Consider the following 18937-nt stretch of genomic DNA (forward strand, 5'->3'; position numbering starts at 1 on the left):
ACTAACTTGCTGGTTGAATGTTTTTACGTTGAATAGGTAAACAAAAGGTGGCTGTACCTGAAGTATTTGCTTTTCACACAAGTCCTTTCAAAAATGAAATACGCTTTAGAAAATATATGATTGCGGTTGAGAACAGGGTTGCAACAACTGCGATTATCAAGTTCGAAGAGAATTCCCCTAAAGACTTAGAAATCACCCAAATGACAGCTGGATGAATCAGGTAAATTCCTAAGGCCAAGTTACTCAATGTTCCTGATTGGCTGAATTTAATGTCAGGCAACAAAAAACATAAAGCAATAACTGCAATGCCAACGTAGTATTGCAAAATTAAGCCACTTCCAAACAACAAAGCAATGAAACAAATTGGAACTTGCACATAAAAAAGGAGCGCCAATAATTTTCTATTGTTTCTAACAAAGTATAACGCCAATCCTGTAATCGTAGATGGCAGAACAGCAAGCCACTGAATGTAAGGGGTAGGTATAGAAAACTTGGAAATGTTAAAGGCGATCAAGCTGGCTAATGCCCCAACGGTCAAGATTGCCATTATCAGGATCGTGTTATTGCCGCTCTTCAGATTTACAATGTCATTGAAGACTTTCATTAAAATCGAGCAGCAAAACGCATAGGGAAGAAACCAAAGGTGAATTGCTGGTCCTGTTAGCAACATCCAAGGTTCAAAAAAATTAAGAGCTTTGCCTTCTATTGCTTTGATAATGATCAATCCGAAAGCGTAGACAATTGACCAAGCTATCCAAGGTAAAACTATTCTGTTAAATCTGTTGAATATAAATTCACCCAGCTTTAGCTTCTCACCTGACACAAGAGAAAAATAAATTGTCAAAGCTGTAAAGGTTTGAAGTGCTGCATATCCAATAAAATCCCCGGGTGCTTGGGCGTGGAACCACAAGATACCGATTGCTCCAACAAAGCGAGCAAGTTCAATATTTAAGTTTCTGTTGTTTGATTTAGTACGCATTCTTGTTCAAGAAACCCACAAATGCAGTCATCACAAGTATTTTCAGATCAAAGAAAAGAGACCAATGTTCGCAATAGTATGAATCATACTCTACACGGGATTCCATCTTCTCCAAGGTATCGGTTTCACCTCTTAACCCGTTCACCTGGGCCCATCCTGTGATACCGGGTTTCATGCGGTGCCGGGCAAAATAGCCGTCGATCAATGCAGAATATTCTTCATTATGGTCAACAGCGTGAGGGCGGGGGCCTACCAATGACATGCTGCCTAAAAACACATTGAACAGCTGGGGGAGTTCATCAAGGCTCGTCCGGCGGATAAACTTACCAACCCGCGTGATGCGAGGGTCATCTTTCGTGGCCTGTACCGTTTTTTTCGGGACCTCTCCATTGTGGTACATGGATCTGAATTTGTAGATCTCGAAAACGTGGTTGTTATACCCATATCGTTTTTGTTTGAACAGCACAGGACCCCGGCTCTCCAGCTTAATGGCAAGGGCTACGCATAATAAGACGGGTCCAAAAATCAGAATAAGGAGGGTGCTGAGGATCCTGTCTTCGAGCCATTTTCCCATGACACTCCAGTCAGAGAGGGGGCTGTCGACCACTTCTATCATGGGCAAGTTGCCAAAATGATCCGGGGATGGTTTGTTTGGAAAGCGAAAACCAACAAGATCTGACACCAGATGGACGTGGGCAGGAAGTTCCCTTAGTTTGGACACCAGATGACTTTGGCGTTCGTCCGCATTCCAGGGTAGGGCGACAATTACATCGTCAACATTGTTCTGACGGCAGAATTTCATCATGTCTTTGAGGTTCCCTTGAACCTCCAGCCCTTCAATTTCGGTCGAGCCACGGGTTTTGCGATCATCAAAGATGCCGACAATCCGGTTTAGTGGCGCGCGGCGACTGTCATTGAGGAGAGTAACAAGGCGTTTGGTTTGCTCACCTGCCCCAAAAATCACAATATTCCGGGAAAAAACTCCCTTTTTTGCAAAGAAATAGATAATCCCAAAGCCGGTCAGGCGAACGGTGAATAAAGATGCAACTGTTATCAGAAAATAGCTGTAAAGCCAAACACGGGAATATTCTTCGGAAATACTGATGGAGAAACCAAGCGCCATAAGTAGTAGAAAAATGGTGAGGACGGCCCCGGCTATTCGGATGAGATGCATCCCCGGTGACATCAGCGCGCTGAAAGTATAGAGGCCCGCGTAACGCCCGATGAAGAAAAAGGAAGTAAACGCAAAAATCATCGCAAAGTAATAAATATCCCGCATATAAAACGGGTTTCCGATGACTATTTTGTAAGCGATAAATCCGGCGATTGCGATCGCAAGCGTATCGAAAATACTGAACAAACCGATGATAACAGGGGAAGAAAGCGGATAGTTGGTTCCAACTTTCCCTGAATGCTGAGTGGTTGCCATTATGTCTGCAGGTTTGTTCATTGCGTAGCTGATGTAGAAATTAGTCCAATCCCCAAAGGTGGATAACTGATGCCATTTAAAAATGAATTTATGATTACCTTAATCCGGTAAAATGATATCAATGTTTCCCAAGGCCCATTGGGTTGAACCTGAACAATACCATGAGAGCGGATAGTTAAGCCAATTCTCAAGCGTGGTGGATCAGAATTAGAGGACAGTGTGACAAAATTAAATCGCTATGCGCTGAATGCCTGGTTGCTGAGTCTGACTGCTGTCGCTGTGGGCTCTTTGCTGCCCCTGAACAAAGTTCCTTCCGATGTCTTTATGTTGGGGGATAAATTTCTCCATGCCGGTGGCTATGCAGTTGTCTCCATTTTTGCCCTTGGAGCCTCAATGAAAAACAGTAGACAAGTTACGCTTCTGCTTGTGACTTTTGGGGCTTCTGTGGTCATTGAATTCCTGCAGCCCTATTCCGGGAGATCCTTTGAGATTTGGGACATTCTGGCAAATGGGTTTGGCGTAATACTCGCTGTTTTCATATTTCAGTATGCTATCTTTCCTTTGGTTGAAAAATATAAATTGAACAAAATCTAAAGTAGATTAAATCCACTCTCCCTATTGCAAAAGGAGAGGGTCGATGAATTTAAAGAAAATGGCCATTGCCGGTTTGGCCTTATTTGTAGTCGTTGCCGGGGGTGGGTCTTATTGGTTTCTCAAAAGTAAGGCGCGTTCCTTTGAGACAGTCGTCCAACAACAGCTGGCGCAAGCAACCGGGCGGAATGTCCAGTTGGAGGATGTTTCCTTTGACATGGCATCGACGACAGGCCGGATTGGAAAGCTGAAAATCTATGACAGCGTTGGTGCTGATAAGCCGCTTTTCACCTTTTCTGATGTGACAGTTGATATCGTGCCCAATACGATTTTTATGGGTGTCGTTCGGGTGAGGAGCATTACCGCCAGTGCCATCGCAGTTAATATCTCCGGGAATGGGGCGCGGGTGCTTGATCTTGCAAAATCAGCTACAAATGCCTCTAAGAATATTTCCACGTTGGCGTCAAAACCTCTTGTTATTGTTGAAAGTGTTTCCTTCCCTGCGGGGGTTGTTACTGTTGGCGGAAGTATGTTTGGTATGTCCGTTGAACAGAAATTTAACTTTGCCCCGTTGAAGATGGCGGCACTCGGTGAAAGTTCCGGCGGTCAACCTCTTCCAAGGATTCTCAACCAGATCACCGGTAATATGACAGGCCGCGTGCTCAGTCTGCCTCATTTCAGATCCATTCTTCGATAACGCATATATCTGGATCGTCAGGGCAATAAAATGGACGGGATATGACCTCACCTCTTGCCCTAACCCACAGAGACCATTAAATGTAGGGGAAACTTACCAACAAGCGGGGTAACTATGGTCTCAGTGGTAACTTTGATCAGTATGATTATCCAGATTTTTATCTGGTTGTTAATTGCAAATGCCATCCTAAGCTGGCTTGTGGCCTTTAATGTGGTCAACACAAGAAACCAGTTTGTCGCAACAGTGGGCACGTTTCTGTATAAAATTACAGAACCCTTGTTGCGGCCGCTTCGAAATATTATTCCCAATTTCGGGGGGATTGATATTTCTCCGATTGTTTTGATTCTGCTACTCATATTTGTGCAGAATCTCATGTGGGAATATTTGGTCCGATGACAAAAACGCCTCTTGATGACATATCAGGGGGCGTTTGTCTTTTTATACGTTTGCAGCCGGGCGCTTCTTCCAACAAATTCGACGGGCTTATGGAAGATGCCTCGGGTAAGGTTTGGTTGAAGGCGCGCGTGACGGCGGTGCCGGAAAAAGGAAAAGCGAACAAGGCTCTTTTGAAGCTGTTATCCAAAAGTTTCAAAATCGCAGCCTCTCATATGAAGATCATCGCCGGTGAGACGGACCGGAACAAAACAATTCTCATCGCGCCGGAGGCGGACAGGGCGCTGATGATGAAAGAGGTGCAGATGTTCGCCAATATTGCGAAGTGAAAGCGAATATAACGAATGTCGGCGCATATTATTGATGGTCGTGAATTTTCGGCAAAAGTGAAAGACACTGTGGCCAAACAGGTTGCGGTTCTGAAAGACAAATATCAGGTGACACCGGGGCTTGCGGTTGTCCTGGTCGGTGAAGATCCTGCAAGTCAGGTCTATGTGCGAAACAAGAACCACTCCACCGTTGAAGCAGGCATGAAATCGGAGGAGATCAAACTTCCTGATACTGCCACAGAAGAAGAAGTTCTCGCGGTGGTCAATCGCCTGAACGAAGATGACAGCATTCATGGCATTCTTGTGCAACTGCCTTTGCCGGATCAAATTGATGAAACAGCGGTTATTGATGCCATTTCCCCGGAAAAAGATGTAGATGGCTTTCATGTCATTAACACGGGTCGTCAGGCCGTGGGATTGCCAGCCATGGTTCCCTGTACGCCGCGCGGCTGCATCATGATGCTGCAGGATTATCTGGGTGATCTGTCTGGATTAAATGCGGTGGTCGTGGGCCGATCAAACATTGTGGGAAAACCAATGGCGAGCCTGCTGCTTGAGCAAAGCTGCACGGTCACCATTGCCCATTCGCGCACAAAAGATTTACCGGACGTTTGCCGTCGGGCTGATATTCTGGTGGCCGCGGTCGGACGTCCTGAAATGATCAAAGGGGACTGGGTCAAGCCGGGCGCGACAGTGATTGACGTGGGGATTAACCGCATCCCGAAAGAGGATGGCAAAACCCGCCTTGTGGGCGATGTGGAGTTTGAAACCGCCAAAGAGGTTGCCGGTGCGATCACACCCGTGCCGGGCGGAGTTGGTCCGATGACAATTGCCTGTTTGCTTGCTAACACAATTACAGCGGCCTGCCGCATCCATGATGTGGATGAGGACGGGTTACTGCTTTAAGGAAAGAGAATGCAGAGACGTACCGTAAATCCGTTTCAATTGTTGAAATCTGCGTCCGTTGGTGCGCTGACCGGTATCGTCTTTGCCATAGTCTTTTTGGCTGTTCCCGGGGCTCTTCTTCTGTTTGTCGCGGGGACGCTGGATCTTGCGTGGGATTTAAGCTGGATCCCGGATGTGATGGATGTGATTTTGATTGGTGCGATTGCAGGAGGGGGGCTTGCAATAGCGCTTTTTATCAAGGATCAGTATGTGCCTTACGTGGAAGAGGTGCAGGACTTTGAAGAAGAAGCCGAAAGAGACATTAAACGGCACTAACAAAAAAACCCGGCAGATCGCCGGGTTTTTCATTGTATATGTTCTGATTAGTTTTTCTGACGGTGCAGAAGACGCAGGCGAAGGGCGTTTAGCTTGATAAAGCCTTCCGCATCCCGCTGGTCGTAAACTGTATCTTCTTCGAAGGTCACATGTTCCATGGAGTAGAGAGAGAATTTACTCTTACGTCCCACAACGGAAACACGGCCTTTGTAAAGTTTCAGGCGAACAACACCGCATACTTTTTCCTGGCTCTTGTCGATCAGGGCCTGCAGCATTTCGCGCTCTGGTGAATACCAGAGACCATTATAGATCAGCTCTGCATAGCGCGGCATGATGTCGTCTTTAAGATGCATCGCACCACGGTCCAGTGTGATCTGCTCAATGCCGCGATGGGCTTCAAGCATAATGGTGCCGCCCGGTGTTTCATAGATGCCACGGGATTTCATGCCCACAAAGCGCCCTTCAACCAGATCAAGACGACCAATGCCGTTTGCACCTGCAAGACGGTTCAGCTCTGTCAGCATTGTTGCCGGGCTGAGACGCTTGCCGTCCAGACCAACAGGATCGCCTTTTTCATATTCGATTTCGATATATGTTGGCTCATCCGGTGCATCTTCTGGGGCAACGGTGCGTGTGTAAACATATTCACCGGCTTCTTCCCATGGATCTTCCAGAGCTTTACCTTCCGCTGAAATGTGCAGCAGGTTCGCATCCACAGAGAAAGGCGCTTCGCCGCGTTTGTCTTTTGGAATTGGAATCTGGTTCTTTTCCGCAAAGTCGATCAGCTTGGTACGGGAGTTCAGATCCCATTCACGCCAAGGAGCAATCACTTTAATGTCCGGGTTCAGCGCGTAGTAGCCAAGCTCGAAACGAACCTGATCATTGCCTTTACCTGTCGCGCCGTGGGAGACGGCATCGGCTCCTACTTCACGGGCGATTTCGATCTGGCGCTTGGAGATCAATGGACGCGCAATGGACGTTCCCAGAAGGTACTGACCTTCGTAAACAGCATTAGCGCGGAACATTGGGAACACGAAATCACGAACAAATTCTTCGCGAAGATCATCAATGAAAATTTCTTTGATGCCGAGCATTTCTGCTTTCTGGCGGGCTGGTTCCAACTCTTCTCCCTGACCGAGGTCAGCGGTGAAAGTAACCACTTCGCAGTTATAAGTTGTCTGCAGCCATTTCAGGATAACGGAGGTATCAAGACCGCCGGAATAGGCCAGAACAACTTTTTTGATGTCTTGTGACATGGCGTGTTCCTTTAATGGAAATCAAATCTCTATGTGAATTAGAAGCGCGCAAAATAGGGGAAAAGGTGCGTCCCTGCAAGGAAAAGACACGCGGCTCAATTGCATCTGAATTTGACGCTAAAAATTACAGCTCTTGCCGACCCTGTGCTTCCATCGTTTTAAGGATCTGGGAGCGAACCGTCAGATAGGCAGAGATGCTGGAGACGAGAAAGGGAACGCAGTAAGTGAGAGCAATTTTAGGCCAATCGATCGGGGCCTCTCCTGTAAGGCCCTGCCACTGATTAATCAGGCAAAGCAGGGTTCCGGCAATAACTGCAACCATCAGAGATCGCTGCATTAAAGGGCGACTGAAATAAAGGCCAAGTCCAGTGTTTGGCATTGTTTGACACTCCGTTCTTACGAATACGGTATTCGATTTCTCAATGTGCCCAAAAACCCGCTCCTGTGACATGATCTCGGTCAACAGTCCTGACTACACTAGATTGGGATGGTCATGTGGAATTCAAGGGAGTGTTTATTTCGGTCTCTGTGAAAAAAGTTTGTTAGACGTATTCTCAGGAATCGTAGTTCGTCGCCAAAGCACCACAATCCAAATGACGAAAGCAATAAACATGATAACTGCCAGCTCCTGCCAGATTTCTAACAAATAGGTTTCAAGTTTGGCCCCAAACAAGTATCCCCCTCCCACAAGAAGACATGCCCAAATAAGAGTGGATAAGGCATTCAACACGGTGAAGTGGGCCCAGGCAATATCTGTGATGCCAATGGGGAGTGCGCCTATTGTCCGCATCCCTTTGGGATAACGGTAGAGAAGAATATAAAGGGCACCATACTTTTCGAACATGGATTGCGCACGAAGAAACATGGATTTAATCCGTGGACGATTATTTACCAAGCTAAGACCATATTTTCGCGACAGATAAAATCGAAGCTCATCTCCAAGATAGCCACCTAGTATGACAGCGGAGATAACAGAGGGAGTGTCCAACCATCCAAGCTGGGCTCCATAACCTGCTAGCAGAGGAAGAAGTCCACTTTTTAAAAAGCAGTAGCCGAAGATTATGAGATATATACCCACCCCGTAATCACGGATGATGTTTTCAATGACGTCCAAAATCCACTCCATGTAACAGGAGAATTTACGATGCAGGGGGGAATTTGGATTTATCGGCACTGCCTTTTAAAATCAATAATGGGGGCAGCCTTACTTTTCCGGTTTTTTTGAACCTTTTCTCTTGAAGCTTCGACCAACCTTTAGACACCCGGTTAGTTGTCATAAACGTATGTTCATATTAAGCTAATATTAGAGGGGTATTGAAGATGAAGAATTACAAGCACATGCTAAAGTGCAGCACTTTGTTGGGGCTGTTATCTCCAGTTTTGTTGTTTTCCCCGAACGCTTATTCAGCTGAATTTCACGACTCTCAAGTGGTGAGGATTCTGACGCCCACAATGACAGTTCAGTCGGACGGAAAAAAGTACACACAAAGCAACGATGGGCATTTTCGAGCTGAAATCGCAGTTGGAATGGCTGCAGGGTTTTCGGGTCGCGTAGAAAGCTGGAAAACCTGGCTGGTTATCAGGCCTCAATATCAGGATTATTCTCGTGAATTTCCTAATGGTGGGTATCAAAAAGTTTATGCGTCTGGTGATCGGCCGAAGGAAGTTGATCGAACCGTACCCGTATTGGCGCCCGCCAATGAAATTGAACAACTGATGTTGGGGCAATGCAATACCCTTGCAAGACGTCTTAAAGATCAGGGCATTAGAGATGAGGTTGTCTTCGGCCAAGATCGCCCTTTGACTTTCTTCGCAACAAGCAAGCTGGATTACTCATTTACCGGTATTAGCGGGACCCATTTTATTGGTGGCCAGCAGGAGAAAGAATTTACGGTTATTTGTAAAAAACACAGGGACTTCTCTGGCTCAGCTACGATCGCACAAGTGCCATCCAAGGTGACAGATGTATCCAACAATCTTATCGAAGGTGACAATCGTCAACCGGGCAATTGCCGCCTTAACATTGCAGGTGTTTTCAGAACAGACCGTGCGAATACGGAAGTGAAATACAAATATGTTTACCGGAAACAAGCAGGCGCTTCGAAACGCTATAGTGAGGTGAAAACGGTAACAACCGATCATTCAAAAGTTGCCATGGTCTCTCATGCCTATGATGTGCCGATCGTTCCGGGAAAAGAACGCGGTCAAATCCGAATTGAAACAACTAGTCCAAATGTAGAGAAAAGCGTCTGGCGTAATTTTGAAATGGATTGTGCCGGTGGGTTATCTGTCGCAACCAATCATCCTATCCAGCGTACTGTAAAATTTGTTCCAAAAACTTTCTCAAGGTTGGGAAATCAATCTTGCCCGATTACAGGCAATATTGTGGTGATTCTGAAATCAACGGGAACTCCATTTGAGGGCACAGGCCGAATTACGGTGAAAGATGAGAAAGGGCAGCTTTTCTCAAGTGGTCCAAATGATGTTTCTTTAACGGCAAATACGACCCGTTTCTTTGGAATGCCGTTTAATCCGAAATGGGGTAACCCTGGAGCGCTTGTGGAAGCTGGCAGCCTCGGCTCCTCCCCGCAGCGGAAGCAGACATTGAAATATGCATTGGCTTTGGCGAAGACAGGACAAGGCACATCCGCATCACCACCTGAAAAAGAGCTGGAAATTGAATGCAGTATGATTGCACAAAGTGTCACAGCAAACACGATGGCTTTGTCGGGTGCGCAGGCCTCCGGAACGGGTGGGGGCAGCAAGCCTAAAACGACAACGGCTTTAAAAGTGGTGGCTTTGCCAGACCTGATTATCAAAAAGGCGGTTCAGTCGGACCCAGATAAGTTAAAAGTTCTGATTGCCAATGTGGGCCAGTCAAATGCCGGGAAAAATCTGCTCAAGATAGATGCCAACCCTGGCAAGAGTAAGTTTAAAACGATTGGTGCGCTGGCAGCTGGCAAGCAAAATTGGGTGACCATTAATCTTCCCAAAGGGGCGAAGACAGTTGATCTGACCATTGATGCCAAGAAAAAAATCAAAGAGAAAAATGAGAGCAACAACCAACTGACACAAAAAGTAAATTAGATCGTTCACTTGCCTTTCTTTCCCGGCCCTGTGCCGGGATTTTTTTTGAACCTCTTGCAGGGCTGGATCGTCTTAACAGTAGAAACCTTAAGAGGAGAGATACATGTTTCTACTGACTAAAAAGGCAACGTTATTCGGCTCAGCCCTTCTGTTCGGTATGTCATTGGCTGGTGACACTTTTGCAGCTCCAAAACGTACTAACCCCACGCATGAGCCTGTCCGAACCAACCCCGCACCGAAGGTCGGTGGCAATGGAACATTTGGAACCCAGTTCCAGCAGACATGTTATCAAGGGTTCTATAAGGGGCCCAAGGTCATGCAAAACTCAGCGATGATTGATCATTATATCTGCTATTCAGACGTGATTTATTGCCCGCCTTATTTCCAGAAAAATGATGGACGATGGGCAAATGTGCATCCGATAGTGATAGTAAAACAGATTGGCGGAAATCCGGAAAGTGGTCAGGCTAAACGTTTTCAAATTCAATATAAATGTGATTACTCACCAAATTACAAACCTGAAGGCTAAGCCATCAGGTTTGAAAATTCAGACTTTTAGCAACTTACCCAGCAGCGCGCTTTCTTTCAGAAGCGCGTTCTTTTGTGCTTTCCGTCTTAAGCTGACCACAAGCGGCCATGATGTCTTCACCGCGCGGAACGCGTACAGGTGATGAATAACCCGCGTCATTGACGATCTTGGCAAAACGGTGGATGGCGTTGTTGCTGGAACGTTTGTAGTTACTGCCCGGCCATGGGTTGAACGGAATAAGGTTCACTTTGGCTGGAATGTTTTTCAACAGGCGGACCAGTTCGCGGGCGTCTGCAGGGCTGTCATTGATGCCATCCAGCATTACATATTCAAATGTAATGCGGCGCGCATTGTTGCTGGCAGGATAATCCTTGCAGGCTTTGAGAAGTTCCTTGATCGGGTACCGTTTGTTGATCGGCACCAGAATATCACGCACATCATCTGTAACGGCGTGTAGTGAAATGGCAAGGTTCACGCCCAGCTCTTCACCACACTGGTAAATCTTTGGAACGACACCGGATGTGGACAATGTAATCCGGCGCTTGGAAAGGGAAATGCCTTCTCCGTCCATGATGATTTTCAGCGCTTTGGACACATTGTCATAATTCAGAAGCGGCTCGCCCATACCCATCATAACAATGTTGGAAATCATGCGATTGCCTTTAGGGCTCGGCCATTCATTGATCGTGTCGCGGGCAACCAGCATCTGGGAGATAATCTCTCCCGCGGTGAGATTGCGAACGAGCTTCATTGTACCTGTATGACAGAAGCTGCAGGTCAGGGTGCACCCCACCTGACTTGAGACACAAAGAGCCCCGCGATCTTCTTCCGGAATATGAACCGATTCGACTTCCTGTCCGTCTGGAAATTTCACCAACCATTTACGTGTGCCGTCCGTTGATTTCTGAAGGCTCGTAATTTCAGGGCGGGCAACGGTGAAATGTTCAGGCAGGCTGCTGCGCATATCCTTGGAGATCGACGTCATGTCTCCAAAGTCACTGGCCCCACGATAATAGAGCCAATGAAAGAGCTGTCTGGCTCTCATTTTGGCAGATTTCTCCGGTTGTCCGGCCTCAATCAGGGCCGCAGCGATATCCGCACGGTCAAGCCCAACAAGGTTTTTCCGAATAGCCAACAGTTCAGGCTGCCGGTCCACAGCCTCTACATCGGGAATCAAATGATCCATGGGTACTATACTTCTGTCCATCACACCCGCCGACATGTCAGGCAGGTTCCATTATCCACTGATATTGTGGATTTCGACTAATTGCAGCTTTTTCTAATCTGCTTATGCGCAGCTGTAAAGCCTTGTAATGAATATGTGTCCGTTGTTTTTGTCCCGCGAGAGGAAATTCCATCTACCGACATCTTGGATCCGCGGCGCATTGCGTTGACCATTTTGGCATCCATATCCGTGCCCGGCAGCCAGGCAGCGTCTCCATCGGTTGCCATCTTGAATTTTTGTTTGTCGATGGTCACATCCACAACGGATTTGTTTTTATACGGATACCCGGTAACGTGACTCACCTCTTCTTTTAGGCGGGCTTTCGGGCGATATGTGATCATCATATAGATGTCCCCGCGACGGACATTTTTAGGTAGAGACTTAGTCGGACGTGACAGCATGTAGCAGATTTTCTGCCCGTTTTCGACCCAGGTGTAAGCGCTCCAGTCTTTAAAAACACCAAGGGCACGGGGGTCGCCTTTTGCAGCGTCAGCAGTTGCAGCGGTGAGGAGAAGGCCACTTGTCAGGCAAGCAGCAAAACAGGTCTTCACTTTTGAAAATGTCATTACGCTAATCTTCTATCCCTTATCCGTTACACGGTTTATTCTTCCAGATTTCGCAGTTTTCGGCTCAGTGGTTTGCCCTGAATATGATCAGGAAGCGGCACCGCTTTGCCAAGTTCACTTGTTGGGCGGGTCGCAAATCGACCATGTGCCACGATCCGATCATACATGACAATGGCACCCGCAGTTGCAACATTCAAACAGAATTTTGTCGGAATTTTGATGAAGTAATCACATTTCTCCCGCATAGCAGGAGAGAGGGAGCCTCGCTCCCGCCCCAGAACGTAGACGGCGCTCAAGGGATGAAAAAAGCTGGGCAGCTCTTCTGCTTCATCCAACAATTCCACACCTACGACCTTGCAATGCTTCGGGAGCAGCATGTCGTCAACAGTGTCATACTCATACCAGGGAATGTTTTTTGGTGCGAGTGAGGTGTCGGATTTCGCTTTGCGAACGGCATATTCTGCATTGATTGTGAAAACAAAACTAGCACCAAAGGCGTGGGCTGTGCGGAACAGGTTACCCGCATTCATGGGTTTACTGACCCCTTCAATTCCAATACCAAAAAAGCCTCTTGAAGACATTAAACCTATTCACCTTCACCTTAAACACAGATAATGTACGCGCGTGTGGCGCACTATATATGCAGGATGATATAAATGACAAAAACTTCCGACACCTTTATCTCGGAAAATCCGCTAACGATTGATGTTTGGCGTGGAAATATGGTGGAAAGCCGCCATCAGGTTCACGCTGTGGTCACTGATGCGGACGGTGGTCTATTGCGTCAGTGGGGCACCATTGATGATCCCGTTTATTTGCGTTCCGCCATCAAGCCTGTGCAAGCCCTTCCCCTTATTGAAAGTGGGGCAGCCGACGCGTTTTCAGTGAGTGAAAAAGAACTGTCATTAGCCTGTGCCTCCCATACGGGTGAGGATATTCATGTAGAAGCCGTGACAGCCTGGCTGGATCGCATTGGATTGTCCGTTAATGATCTGGAATGTGGTGCTCACTGGCCGTCTTACCGTCCTGCAGAACGTGCCCTCGCCGCAAAAGGGCAGGAGCCAACGGCAGCGAACAATAATTGCTCAGGTAAACATACTGGCTTCCTTACTACGTCTGTTCATCTGGGCGAAAATCCCAAAGGCTATATCAATCTGGATCATCCGGTTCAGAAGCGTATCCAGAAAATTCTGGAAGACTTTACCGATTTGGATTTATCGAACGCGCCAATGGGGATTGACGGCTGTTCCATCCCGACTTTTGGTGTGCCTTTGAAAAATGCAGCCATGGCAATCGCCCGATTTGCAAATCCTGAAAAACTTGGCGCGGATCGTGCGGCAGCTTGTCTTCGTATCCAGAATGCGATCGCGGCTTATCCTGAAATGATTGCCGGATCTGACCGTTTATGCACTGCGCTTAACGGATCGGCAAAAGGAACTGTCATTGCGAAGGTCGGGGCGGAAGGGGTGTATCTTGCCGCGCTCCCGACACTTGGCCTTGGCATTGCCATGAAAACGGCTGATGGCAATACGCGCGGTGTTGAGGCGGCGCTTGGCAGTCTGCTTGATCATTTTGGTTTGATGACTGATGAGATGAAAGCGGCTATGAGCGAATTTACAAATCCGGTGCTGGAAAACTGGAATAAGTTCAAGGTTGGCAAAATCGAGACCCATCTTGAGGGCAGTGGTCTTTGAAAATTTGACCTTTTGCCTAGGGTTGGACTATTTTATTGCAGCGCAAAATAAATAACCCCGTCAGGGACACAAACAAAACGGAAAAATAATAAAATGAAAGCACTACTCTGTAAGGAATTTGGGGGTCCAGATGATCTGGTCCTTGAGGATATCCCGGAACCTAAAGTTTCCGCCGGCATGGTCAAAATTGAAATTCACTCTGTTGGTTTGAATTTCCCTGACACGCTTATCATTGCGGGTAAATATCAGTTTAAACCTGAATTCCCATTTGCCCCTGGTATGGAAAGCTCCGGCATTATTACTGAAGTTGGTGAAGGCGTAACTGACCTTAAAGTTGGTGATCGTGTCATGTCCAACCATGGTCATGGTGGCTTCGCTGAATATGTGGTGGCGCCCGCAGAAGCAACTTACAAAATCCCTGATAACATGCCTTATGATCAGGCGGCAGGTTTCCCTGTAACATACGGTACAACCTACCACGCTCTGGTTGATCGCGGTGAACTGAAGAAAGGCGAAGTTCTTCTGGTTCATGGCGCCGCCGGCGGTGTTGGTCTCAACGCAGTTGAACTTGGTAAGGCGCTGGGGGCAACTGTAATCGGTACTGTTGGTTCTGACGAGAAAATGGATATTGTTCGTCAGTACGGTGCGGACCATGTGATCAACTATTCCACTGAAAGTATTAAAGACCGCGTTAAAGAACTGACCGGTGGTAAAGGCGCAGACGTCATTTATGATCCGGTGGGCGGTGATGCCTTTGATCAGTCCATGCGCTGCATTAACTGGGAAGGTCGTCTGTTGGTGATCGGTTTCGCATCCGGCCGGATTGCGGAGCTTCCAACTAACCTGACATTGCTTAAAGGCTGTTCTGTTGTGGGTGTGTTCTGGGGTGAATTTGCCCGCCGGACACCTGAAAAGAACCGTGCAAATTTCCAGACCATGCTGGATATGGTTGAGAAAGGTGAGATCAAGCCTCACGTGTCAGCAAACTTCCCGCTTGAAAAAGGTGGGGATGCGATGAAGGCGCTGCTTTCACGTAAATACACAGGTAAGATCACAATCACTGTGAAGGACTAATTATCTATGGCACGGGGGAGAGAGAAGCGGGATCGCGCGGTCAAAAACCAGTATGAAGATTTCCCCTATCCTCCCCGTAATCCAGAAGATGAACGTCATCGCCTCATCACGGGTAGCCCAAGCCATCTGGATGAGGTGAACCACTATATCTATGCGGGACGGCGCGATTATTCGAAGCCGTTTCGCGCCCTTGTCGCTGGGGGCGGCACTGGTGATGCAGTGATCATGCTGGCACAGCAGCTAGCCGATCGATGTGCTGACAGCACGGTGACCTACGTGGATATGTCCTCCGCCAGCCGCAAAGTCGTAGAAGCCCGCGCCAAGGTCCGCGGCCTCACCAATATCGAATTTCACACAGCCTCACTGCTTGAACTTCCCAATATGGGGTTTGAACCGTTCGATTATATTGATTGTTGCGGTGTTCTTCATCATCTGGAAGACCCCGAAGAGGGGCTTAAATCCTTAAATGCAGTCCTGAAAGAGGATGGCGGTATGGGATTGATGCTGTATGCGACGCTAGGGCGCATAGGGGTCTATTCTACGCAGCGTGCTTTGAAATCATTGGTGGGTGATCTGCCACAGAAGAAACAGGTCCCTCTTGCCAAAAAATTTGTAGATCAACTACCGCAAACCAATTGGCTGGTGCGAAACCCGTTTGTAGGCGACCATAAAATGGGGGAGGATGCCGCCTTTTTTGATCTGCTTCTGCATCCCCGGGATAGAAGTTATCTGGTCCCTGAAGTTGTTGATTTCTTGGGCGCTGCCGACATGGAAGTCGCCACTTTCATTGAGCCGGTAAAATATGATCCTGCAGTTTTCTTAAAAGATCCGGATCTTATCAAGAAAGCGCGGGCGCTGGATCCCATGGATCAGGCCGCGCTTGCGGAAAATATCACCGGTAGCTTGAAAACACATGTTTTCTACGTGAAGAAGGCCGGAAAAGGTGCGGGAGCGGCGAAGCTTGCCCCCAATATGATTCCGATCTTGAAAGAGGGTAATCCGCCTGACCAATTGGCAAAAGCCTTCAAAGGCCGGAAGAGTTTCGAGGTGTCGTTCGATGGCGTGAAAATAGATTTCCCGTTGCCCGCGCGCGCCTCAGAGATGGTGGCCTTGATGGATGGTACGCGAACTTTTGCGGATATTCAGGCGGAATTTGGCATGAGTTGGAATGATTTCAGGCAGCTCGCTGCAGCCCTGTTAAAAGTGATGAGCGGGTGGAATATCCTGTGGCTAAAAGACGCAGGGGCATCCTGATATTTGGTGTGTTAGAGAGACATAACAGCAAATTGAAAAAGATATGACAAATTGCATTTCCTAATGTGGCGAATGCCGCTATGATCCCGGCGAATTTCAAGTCTGCCGGGTCAGCCAAAGGGAACAATTTGACAACCCGAGTGGTTCTTCATTGAAGGGCCGTTGACTAAACCTTTAAGACGAGAAAAGGCAGGAGTCATATAAATATGGCAAACAAAGTTTACTCCGACGCATCCGCAGCACTGGAAGGGTTGCTTTTTGATGGAATGACCATCGCCGCTGGCGGTTTTGGTTTGTGTGGTATTCCAGAAAATCTAATCACCGCAATCCGCAATTCAGGCGTCAAAGACCTCACCGTATATTCCAACAACGCTGGCGTTGATGATTTCGGTCTGGGTGTTCTTCTTCAAACCCGTCAGGTTAAGAAGATGGTTTCTTCTTATGTGGGTGAAAACGCGGAATTTATGCGTCAGTATCTCTCCGGTGAGCTGGAACTTGAATTTAATCCGCAGGGCACATTGGCGGAGCGTATGCGTGCTGGCGGTGCAGGTATTCCGGGCTTCTATACAAAAACAGGTGTTGGAACGCTGGTTGCAGAAGGTAAGGAAGAAAAAGAATTTGACGGAGAGCGTTACATTCTTGAGCGCGGCATCGTTGCTGACCTTGCCATCGTGAAAGCCTGGAAAGGTGATAATCACGGTAATCTTGTATATCGTAAAACGGCTCGTAACTTTAACCCAATGGCCGCAACATGTGGCAAGGTCACTGTGGCGGAAGTTGAAGAAATGGTGCCACTTGGAACACTGGATCCAGATAACATCCATACACCAAGCGTATACGTGCAGCGCATTATCAAAGGCGAGCATGAAAAACGCATTGAGCAACGCACTATTCGGGAAGCCTGAGAGAAGGAGATAGATTATGGCTTGGGATCGTAATCAAATGGCTGCCCGCGCAGCGCAAGAACTGGAAGATGGAACATATGTGAACCTGGGTATCGGTATTCCGACACTGGTTTCCAACTACATTCCTGAAGGTGTAGATGTGACCCTGCAGTCTGAAAATGGCATGCTGGGTATGGGCCCTTTTCCAACAGAAGACGAAATTGACGCTGACCTGATTAACGCAGGTAAGCAGACAATTACGGAACTTGACCGCACCAGCTATTTCAACTCAGCAGACAGCTTTGCCATGATCCGCGGCGGTCATATTGCCCTGTCCATCCTGGGTGCCATGGAAGTATCCGAAGAAGGCGATCTTGCCAACTGGATGATCCCTGGCAAGCTTGTGAAGGGTATGGGCGGTGCCATGGATCTGGTAGCCGGCGTGAAGCGTGTGGTTATCATCATGGACCACACAAACAAAGCTGGTGAAACCAAAGTTCTGAAGAAATGTACATTGCCACTGACCGGTATCAAGGTTGTGGATCGCATTATTTCAAATCTGGGTGTGTTTGACGTTGTTGAGGGCGGCCTCAAGGTTGTTGAAATGGCACCGGATGTGACACTGGACGAAATTCGCGAAAAAACAGACGCGACTTTGGTCGAATAACGCAAATTATCTTGTGGTGAAAAGGGTCGCTTTTGCGGCCCTTTTTTTGTGCCCGCGTTTTCTGCAACGCTGCGTTGCAAATAATTGGCTTTCCATTCATGAGTATGCGAACTAATGTAAACTAATGTCCTATTCTCGCACGCTTTTTAAGCCTCTATCTACTCTTCCAGTTGCCTTTCAAGCTGCCCTTCTGATGGTGGTTGGTTGCTTTTTTCTGGCAGCTTTAGGGGGCTTTATTCGCGAGCTGTCCAATAGTGGTATGCATGTTTTCGAAATCGTTTTCTTGCGAAATGTCGCAGGCTTTGCGGTTCTTCTGCCATGGTTGATGAAAAGTGGTCCGTCCGTTCTTAAAACCAATCGGCCGGGTCTTTATCTGGTCCGTGGCCTGTTTGGTTTTGTGTCTATGGTGGCGTGGTTTTACGCGGTGACGGAGATCCAACTCGCCGAAGCAGTTGCGCTTAACTTTACGGCCCCAATTTTTGGCACCTTGCTGGCGATTATCTTTTTGCGAGAAGTTGTACGCTTGCGACGTTGGGCCGCTGTGATTGTCGGTTTTGCCGGCGCCATGCTGATCCTTCGTCCGGGAGCTATTGAAATGAGCCCGGGGGCTTATGCTGCGGTTTTCTCGGCCGCGACCATGGCGTGTTCGATCACATGTGTGAAATTGCTGTCGCGCACGGAAAGTACGCCGGCTATTGTTGCCTGGACGCAGATTATCATTATGCCCATGTCCTGTTTGCCAGCTCTATATTACTGGACCATGCCGACCATGGAGCAGCTTTACTATGTTGTCGCCATGGGTATTTGCGCCACATTAGGTCATCTTCTCTTTACCAAAGCCTATTCCATCGCGGACGCGACCTATGTGATGCCGTTTGATTTCTCCCGACTTGTCTTCTCAGCCATCATTGGTTTCATTTTCTTCGCGCAGGAGCCTGATATCTTCGTCTGGATCGGTGCGGCGGTTATTTTCGGATCAGCTGTCTACATTGCCATGCGAGAAGCCAAAGCGGGTCAGGAAAGCGAAAAACTGGCGTCCTCTACTCCAAAAGCCAACTGATC

22 protein-coding genes are annotated in these 18937 nt (G+C 47.8%); 14 read left to right on the forward strand and 8 right to left on the reverse strand.

All coding sequences use genetic code 11. The features are described 5' to 3' along the window. Positions 1–73: 73 nt before the first annotated feature. Both GUA87_RS06120 and GUA87_RS06125 read right to left on the reverse strand, forming a co-directional pair. The gene (locus GUA87_RS06120; RefSeq protein ID WP_193715609.1) at positions 74–979 is read right to left on the reverse strand and encodes an acyltransferase family protein; all 906 of its coding nucleotides are present in this window, start codon (positions 977–979) and stop codon (positions 74–76) included. Continuing rightward, positions 969–2429 carry an undecaprenyl-phosphate glucose phosphotransferase gene (locus GUA87_RS06125; RefSeq protein ID WP_193715610.1) on the reverse strand — a complete coding sequence of 487 codons (1461 nt, stop codon included), beginning with the start codon at positions 2427–2429 and terminating at the stop codon, positions 969–971. Before GUA87_RS06125 ends, GUA87_RS06120 begins: the two co-directional genes overlap by 11 nt. Positions 2430–2627: 198 nt before the next feature. Here GUA87_RS06125 and GUA87_RS18180 point away from each other — a divergent pair, with 198 nt between their 5' ends. From GUA87_RS18180 to GUA87_RS06155, 6 genes are all read left to right on the forward strand, one after another. Then, complete coding sequence (locus GUA87_RS18180) at positions 2628–3002, forward strand: VanZ family protein (RefSeq protein ID WP_193715611.1); 375 nt, start codon at positions 2628–2630, stop codon at positions 3000–3002. Between the two features lie 43 nt (positions 3003–3045). Continuing rightward, positions 3046–3696 carry a hypothetical protein gene (locus GUA87_RS06135; RefSeq protein ID WP_193715612.1) on the forward strand — a complete coding sequence of 217 codons (651 nt, stop codon included), beginning with the start codon at positions 3046–3048 and terminating at the stop codon, positions 3694–3696. Positions 3697–3810: 114 nt separating this feature from the next. Then, the gene (locus tag GUA87_RS18330) at positions 3811–4092 is read left to right on the forward strand and encodes a YggT family protein (RefSeq protein WP_193715613.1); all 282 of its coding nucleotides are present in this window, start codon (positions 3811–3813) and stop codon (positions 4090–4092) included. Then, on the forward strand, positions 4089–4418 hold the full coding sequence (locus GUA87_RS06145) for a DUF167 domain-containing protein (protein ID WP_193715614.1): 330 nt from the start codon (positions 4089–4091) through the stop codon (positions 4416–4418). Before GUA87_RS18330 ends, GUA87_RS06145 begins: the two co-directional genes overlap by 4 nt. Before the next feature lie 15 nt (positions 4419–4433). Continuing rightward, entirely contained in the window at positions 4434–5324 is an 891-nt protein-coding gene (gene folD, locus GUA87_RS06150; protein WP_193715615.1) for a bifunctional methylenetetrahydrofolate dehydrogenase/methenyltetrahydrofolate cyclohydrolase FolD, read from the forward strand. Positions 5325–5333: 9 nt separating this feature from the next. Beyond that, positions 5334–5639, forward strand: coding sequence for a hypothetical protein (locus GUA87_RS06155; RefSeq protein WP_193715616.1), 306 nt, complete (start codon positions 5334–5336; stop codon positions 5637–5639). Between the two features lie 47 nt (positions 5640–5686). Here GUA87_RS06155 and GUA87_RS06160 read toward each other — a convergent pair whose 3' ends face one another. From GUA87_RS06160 to GUA87_RS06170, 3 genes are all read right to left on the reverse strand, one after another. Continuing rightward, the gene (locus tag GUA87_RS06160; protein ID WP_193715617.1) at positions 5687–6895 is read right to left on the reverse strand and encodes an argininosuccinate synthase; all 1209 of its coding nucleotides are present in this window, start codon (positions 6893–6895) and stop codon (positions 5687–5689) included. Positions 6896–7019: 124 nt separating this feature from the next. Continuing rightward, the gene (locus tag GUA87_RS06165; protein WP_193715618.1) at positions 7020–7274 is read right to left on the reverse strand and encodes a hypothetical protein; all 255 of its coding nucleotides are present in this window, start codon (positions 7272–7274) and stop codon (positions 7020–7022) included. Between the two features lie 135 nt (positions 7275–7409). Next, on the reverse strand, positions 7410–8009 hold the full coding sequence (locus GUA87_RS06170) for a DedA family protein (RefSeq protein ID WP_227711695.1): 600 nt from the start codon (positions 8007–8009) through the stop codon (positions 7410–7412). Between the two features lie 338 nt (positions 8010–8347). Between GUA87_RS06170 and GUA87_RS06175 the strand changes: the two genes are divergently transcribed. Both GUA87_RS06175 and GUA87_RS06180 read left to right on the forward strand, forming a co-directional pair. Beyond that, entirely contained in the window at positions 8348–9982 is a 1635-nt protein-coding gene (locus GUA87_RS06175) for a CARDB domain-containing protein (protein ID WP_193715620.1), read from the forward strand. 103 nt (positions 9983–10085) lie between these two features. Beyond that, positions 10086–10511: a hypothetical protein gene (locus tag GUA87_RS06180; protein ID WP_193715621.1), complete on the forward strand. Its 426-nt coding sequence runs from the start codon at positions 10086–10088 to the stop codon at positions 10509–10511. 34 nt (positions 10512–10545) lie between these two features. Here GUA87_RS06180 and rlmN read toward each other — a convergent pair whose 3' ends face one another. The 3 genes from rlmN to GUA87_RS06195 all read right to left on the reverse strand — a co-directional run bounded on the left by rlmN (position 10546) and on the right by GUA87_RS06195 (position 12883). After that, positions 10546–11697 carry a 23S rRNA (adenine(2503)-C(2))-methyltransferase RlmN gene (gene rlmN, locus GUA87_RS06185; RefSeq protein ID WP_193715839.1) on the reverse strand — a complete coding sequence of 384 codons (1152 nt, stop codon included), beginning with the start codon at positions 11695–11697 and terminating at the stop codon, positions 10546–10548. 77 nt (positions 11698–11774) lie between these two features. Continuing rightward, positions 11775–12302, reverse strand: a complete 528-nt coding sequence (locus GUA87_RS06190) for an invasion associated locus B family protein (RefSeq protein ID WP_193715622.1) — start codon at positions 12300–12302, stop codon at positions 11775–11777. 35 nt (positions 12303–12337) lie between these two features. After that, entirely contained in the window at positions 12338–12883 is a 546-nt protein-coding gene (locus tag GUA87_RS06195) for an RNA methyltransferase (protein ID WP_193715623.1), read from the reverse strand. Positions 12884–12958: 75 nt separating this feature from the next. On the opposite strand from GUA87_RS06195, the gene GUA87_RS06200 reads away from it, so the two are divergent. The 6 genes from GUA87_RS06200 to GUA87_RS06225 all read left to right on the forward strand — a co-directional run bounded on the left by GUA87_RS06200 (position 12959) and on the right by GUA87_RS06225 (position 18935). Next, complete coding sequence (locus tag GUA87_RS06200; RefSeq protein ID WP_193715624.1) at positions 12959–13996, forward strand: asparaginase; 1038 nt, start codon at positions 12959–12961, stop codon at positions 13994–13996. Positions 13997–14089: 93 nt separating this feature from the next. Further along, positions 14090–15070 (forward strand): NADPH:quinone oxidoreductase family protein, encoded by a 981-nt coding sequence (locus GUA87_RS06205; protein ID WP_193715625.1) that lies wholly within the window; start codon positions 14090–14092, stop codon positions 15068–15070. A gap of 6 nt (positions 15071–15076) precedes the next feature. Further along, positions 15077–16324 (forward strand): class I SAM-dependent methyltransferase, encoded by a 1248-nt coding sequence (locus GUA87_RS06210; protein ID WP_193715626.1) that lies wholly within the window; start codon positions 15077–15079, stop codon positions 16322–16324. A gap of 206 nt (positions 16325–16530) precedes the next feature. Further along, the gene (locus tag GUA87_RS06215) at positions 16531–17229 is read left to right on the forward strand and encodes a CoA transferase subunit A (RefSeq protein WP_193715627.1); all 699 of its coding nucleotides are present in this window, start codon (positions 16531–16533) and stop codon (positions 17227–17229) included. 16 nt (positions 17230–17245) lie between these two features. After that, the gene (locus GUA87_RS06220) at positions 17246–17875 is read left to right on the forward strand and encodes a CoA transferase subunit B (protein ID WP_193715628.1); all 630 of its coding nucleotides are present in this window, start codon (positions 17246–17248) and stop codon (positions 17873–17875) included. 124 nt (positions 17876–17999) lie between these two features. Next, entirely contained in the window at positions 18000–18935 is a 936-nt protein-coding gene (locus GUA87_RS06225; protein WP_193715629.1) for a DMT family transporter, read from the forward strand. The last annotated feature ends 2 nt before the right edge of the window (positions 18936–18937 follow it).

The organism is Sneathiella sp. P13V-1 (assembly GCF_015143595.1).
Taxonomy (GTDB): domain Bacteria; phylum Pseudomonadota; class Alphaproteobacteria; order Sneathiellales; family Sneathiellaceae; genus Sneathiella.

Coding starts and splice junctions, on each gene's coding strand:
- GUA87_RS06210 (WP_193715626.1), top strand. CDS start 15,077: ATGGCACGGGGGAGAGAGAAGCGGGATCGCGCGGTCAAAAACCAGTAT.
- GUA87_RS06225 (WP_193715629.1), top strand. CDS start 18,000: ATGTCCTATTCTCGCACGCTTTTTAAGCCTCTATCTACTCTTCCAGTT.
- GUA87_RS06180 (WP_193715621.1), top strand. CDS start 10,086: ATGTTTCTACTGACTAAAAAGGCAACGTTATTCGGCTCAGCCCTTCTG.
- GUA87_RS18330 (WP_193715613.1), top strand. CDS start 3,811: ATGGTCTCAGTGGTAACTTTGATCAGTATGATTATCCAGATTTTTATC.
- GUA87_RS06120 (WP_193715609.1), bottom strand. CDS start 979: ATGCGTACTAAATCAAACAACAGAAACTTAAATATTGAACTTGCTCGC.
- GUA87_RS06190 (WP_193715622.1), bottom strand. CDS start 12,302: ATGACATTTTCAAAAGTGAAGACCTGTTTTGCTGCTTGCCTGACAAGT.
- GUA87_RS06195 (WP_193715623.1), bottom strand. CDS start 12,883: ATGTCTTCAAGAGGCTTTTTTGGTATTGGAATTGAAGGGGTCAGTAAA.
- GUA87_RS06200 (WP_193715624.1), top strand. CDS start 12,959: ATGACAAAAACTTCCGACACCTTTATCTCGGAAAATCCGCTAACGATT.
- GUA87_RS06215 (WP_193715627.1), top strand. CDS start 16,531: ATGGCAAACAAAGTTTACTCCGACGCATCCGCAGCACTGGAAGGGTTG.
- rlmN (WP_193715839.1), bottom strand. CDS start 11,697: ATGGATCATTTGATTCCCGATGTAGAGGCTGTGGACCGGCAGCCTGAA.
- GUA87_RS06160 (WP_193715617.1), bottom strand. CDS start 6,895: ATGTCACAAGACATCAAAAAAGTTGTTCTGGCCTATTCCGGCGGTCTT.
- folD (WP_193715615.1), top strand. CDS start 4,434: ATGTCGGCGCATATTATTGATGGTCGTGAATTTTCGGCAAAAGTGAAA.
- GUA87_RS06145 (WP_193715614.1), top strand. CDS start 4,089: ATGACAAAAACGCCTCTTGATGACATATCAGGGGGCGTTTGTCTTTTT.
- GUA87_RS06220 (WP_193715628.1), top strand. CDS start 17,246: ATGGCTTGGGATCGTAATCAAATGGCTGCCCGCGCAGCGCAAGAACTG.
- GUA87_RS06165 (WP_193715618.1), bottom strand. CDS start 7,274: ATGCCAAACACTGGACTTGGCCTTTATTTCAGTCGCCCTTTAATGCAG.
- GUA87_RS06175 (WP_193715620.1), top strand. CDS start 8,348: ATGACAGTTCAGTCGGACGGAAAAAAGTACACACAAAGCAACGATGGG.
- GUA87_RS06155 (WP_193715616.1), top strand. CDS start 5,334: ATGCAGAGACGTACCGTAAATCCGTTTCAATTGTTGAAATCTGCGTCC.
- GUA87_RS06125 (WP_193715610.1), bottom strand. CDS start 2,429: ATGAACAAACCTGCAGACATAATGGCAACCACTCAGCATTCAGGGAAA.
- GUA87_RS06205 (WP_193715625.1), top strand. CDS start 14,090: ATGAAAGCACTACTCTGTAAGGAATTTGGGGGTCCAGATGATCTGGTC.
- GUA87_RS06135 (WP_193715612.1), top strand. CDS start 3,046: ATGAATTTAAAGAAAATGGCCATTGCCGGTTTGGCCTTATTTGTAGTC.